The sequence below is a fragment of the Kitasatospora sp. NPDC057542 genome (assembly GCF_042801945.1).
Taxonomy (GTDB): domain Bacteria; phylum Actinomycetota; class Actinomycetes; order Streptomycetales; family Streptomycetaceae; genus Kitasatospora.
The window spans coordinates 1-3,362 of sequence record NZ_JBHVFE010000682.1; the positions used below are offsets into that span (position 1 = coordinate 1).

Annotated in this window: 3 protein-coding genes; 1 reads left to right on the plus strand and 2 read right to left on the minus strand. The window is 72.0% G+C overall.

All coding sequences use genetic code 11. The annotated features are described in order from the left end of the window. Positions 1-50 precede the first annotated feature (50 nt). Together ACFU7Y_RS42025 and ACFU7Y_RS42030 are read right to left on the minus strand one after the other, a co-directional pair. A complete protein-coding gene (locus tag ACFU7Y_RS42025; protein ID WP_380771701.1) occupies positions 51-482 on the minus strand; it encodes a WhiB family transcriptional regulator in 432 nt (143 codons plus the stop codon). A gap of 261 nt (positions 483-743) precedes the next feature. Continuing rightward, positions 744-1,499, minus strand: a complete 756-nt coding sequence (locus ACFU7Y_RS42030) for a DUF1707 domain-containing protein (protein ID WP_224282606.1) — start codon at positions 1,497-1,499, stop codon at positions 744-746. Between the two features lie 147 nt (positions 1,500-1,646). Between ACFU7Y_RS42030 and ACFU7Y_RS42035 the strand changes: the two genes are divergently transcribed. Beyond that, positions 1,647-3,338, plus strand: a complete 1,692-nt coding sequence (locus ACFU7Y_RS42035) for a fumarate hydratase (protein WP_224282605.1) — start codon at positions 1,647-1,649, stop codon at positions 3,336-3,338. Positions 3,339-3,362: the final 24 nt, after the last annotated feature.

Consider the following 3,362-nt stretch of genomic DNA (forward strand, 5'->3'; position numbering starts at 1 on the left):
CCCCTCCGCCGGGGCCGCGGTGCGTCGTCCTCCCGCTCCCGGACCCGCCGTCACCCGGCTATCCGACGCCGCGCGGCCGCCGCCACCCGGGCCGCCTCGCGCAGCTCCGCGTCCCGGCGGCGGCGCCGGGCCAGCACCACCCGCCGCTCGGCGGCCGTCAGCCCGCCCCAGACCCCGTACGGCTCCGGCTGGGCCAGCGCGTGCTCGCGGCACTCCAGCAGCACCGGGCAGCGGGCGCACACCTGCTTGGCCTGCTCCTCGCGCGACAACCGGGCCGCCGTCGGTTCCTTGGACGGCGCGAAGAACAGCCCCGCCTCGTCCCTCCGACACGCAGCACCGGTGTGCCAGGGATTGTCCTCACCCGCGGGGGAGCCCGCCGGGCCGCCCGGGGACTGCGGCTGCGGCCGGACGCCGGGACGGCGCTCCAGGACCTGCGCAGCGGCGACTGGCGAGGTGGTGCGGGACTCGATCGGATGCAGCACGGCCGTACTCCTGACGAGGCTCTGGACACGGGGAACCCTCGCTCCCCCGCCGGCCGCGAGCCCCCGCTGTCCAACCCCGGCACGGCCGCTCGGCCGCCTCCGGTGCGCAGCCGTCCAAGAAGCGATGTGCGGAAGGAACTACCCCGCCCGACCGCGATTCATGCACACTGCACGCAATCGGCTACGCAGTGCACAGGCCGCAACACCGAGCGCCCGGCCGGGAGTTGGCCCCCGGCCGGGCGCTGCGCAGGTCAACGACGATCAGTCGGCGCCGAGTTGGCGGCGCACCCACTCCTTCAGCTTCTTGCCCCGGCGCGGCTTGGCCTCGCAACCGCCGAACAGCGCAAGGCCCTTGACCCGGACGACCGGAGCGTACGGGTCCGCCGCGGTCTGCTCCCGGACGTCGAAACCGCCGAAGATGCCGACGCCGGATCCCTGCAGGCTCACGTTCTCCGGGACCCGGACCTCGACCCCGCCGAAGATCGCCGTCACCGTGATCTCCACCTCGGGAGACTCGAACACGGCGTCGGTCAGGTCGATCTCCACCCCGCCGAACGCGGCGAAGGCGCTCAGGTGCGAGCCCACCCGCCAGCGGCCCTTGCGGGACGCGCCGCCGAAGATCGCCACCACCGTCGGGGACTCCTGGCGCGCGGGCGGCTGCGGCGGCCGCGTCGCCTGCGGGGCGTCCAACGGCTGCTTCTCGAAGGACAGCGGACGGGCCGGCAGGTCCCGGGTCAGCGGCACGAGGTCGCCGAAGGTCTTCGCGGCGTAGGCGGCCTCGATGCGTTCCGCGTGCTCGTCCGCGTCCAGGCGGCCCTCGGCGTAGGCGTCCCGCAGCAGTTCCGCGACCTTCTCGCGGTCGGCGTCGGAGACGCGCAATTCCGCCTCCGCGACCGGCGCGTGCGGCCGCGGTGCGGTCTCGGCCCTGGCGTCGGGCTTGAGTTCGGGTTTGGTCATCGGTACGGGCGCCGGCACCGGCGGCTGCCCCGGGTCGTCGTGCGACGGCGAGTTGTCCACGGGGTCAGCCTAGTCGGTCGCACTCCCGCGCGAGTGAGCCCGGTCACGCAAGGCGGACCTGTCCGCATGCCGACTTCCACCGGGTCCTACCCTGGATGGTGCTTCGCCGACGCAGCCGGACCAACTGGACAGCTAAGGACCGCCCCCATGGCTCCCACGCCAGACTTCGAGTACAGCGACCTGCTCCCCCTGGGCGCTGACCCGACCCCGTACCGCAAGCTCACCTCCGAGGGTGTCTCCACCTTCGAGGCGGGCGGTCGCACCTTCCTCCAGGTCGAGCCCGAGGCGCTGCGGCTGCTGACGGCCGAGGCGATGCACGACATCTCGCACTACCTGCGCCCCGCCCACCTCGCCCAGCTGCGCCGCATCCTGGACGACCCGGAGGCCAGCCCCAACGACCGCTTCGTCGCGCTCGACCTGCTGAAGAACGTCAACATCTCGGCCGGCGGCATCCTCCCGATGTGCCAGGACACCGGCACCGCGATCGTCATGGGCAAGCGCGGCCAGAACGTGCTGACCGAGGGCGGCGACGAGTCCGCCATCGCGCGCGGCGTGTACGACGCGTACACCAAGCTCAACCTGCGCTACTCCCAGATGGCCCCGGTGACCATGTGGGACGAGAAGAACACCGGCAACAACCTGCCGGCCCAGATCGAGCTGTACGCCACCGACGGCGACGCGTACAAGTTCCTGTTCATGGCCAAGGGCGGCGGCTCCGCCAACAAGTCGTACCTGTACCAGGAGACCAAGGCCATCCTGAACGAGGCGAGCATGCTCTCGTTCCTGGAGCAGAAGATCCGCTCGCTGGGCACCGCGGCCTGCCCGCCGTACCACCTGGCCATCGTGATCGGCGGCACCAGCGCCGAGTTCGCGCTGAAGACCGCCAAGTACGCCTCGGCGCACTACCTGGACAACCTGCCGACCTCCGGCAACGCCAGGACCGGTCACGGCTTCCGCGACCTGGAGCTGGAGGCCAAGGTCACCGAGCTGACCCAGAAGATCGGCATCGGCGCCCAGTTCGGCGGCAAGTACTTCTGCCACGACGTGCGCGTGGTGCGCCTGCCGCGCCACGGCGCCTCGCTGCCGGTCGCGATGGCCGTCTCCTGCTCCGCCGACCGCCAGGCGCTCGGCAAGATCACCGCCGAGGGCGTGTTCCTGGAGCAGCTGGAGACCGACCCGGCGAAGTACCTGCCGGACACCACCGACGAGGCCCTGCTGGTGAGCGGCTCCGCCGCGGGCGACGCCGGCGTGGTGCGGGTCGACCTCAACCAGCCGATGCCCGCGATCCGCGCCGAGCTGTCCAAGTACCCGGTGAAGACCCGGCTCTCGCTCACCGGCACCCTGGTGGTCGCCCGTGACATCGCCCACGCCAAGATCAAGGAGCGCCTGGACGCCGGCGAGGGCATGCCCAAGTACCTCCAGGACCACCCGGTCTACTACGCGGGCCCGGCCAAGACCCCCGAGGGCTACGCCTCCGGCTCCTTCGGCCCGACCACGGCCGGCCGGATGGACTCCTACGTCGACCAGTTCCAGGCGGCCGGCGGCTCCATGGTCATGCTCGCCAAGGGCAACCGCAGCAAGCAGGTCACCGACGCCTGCGCCGCGCACGGCGGCTTCTACCTCGGCTCGATCGGCGGCCCGGCCGCCCGGCTCGCCCAGGACTGCATCAAGAAGGTCGAGGTGCTGGAGTACGCCGAGCTCGGCATGGAGGCGGTCTGGCGCATCGAGGTCGAGGACTTCCCGGCCTTCATCGTCGTCGACGACAAGGGCAACGACTTCTTCCGCGAGACCACCGAGGGCCCGCTGATCACCAACCTGCGCGTCCGCTCCAAGGAGTAGTCCCCCCGCGTCCCTCCACCGCCC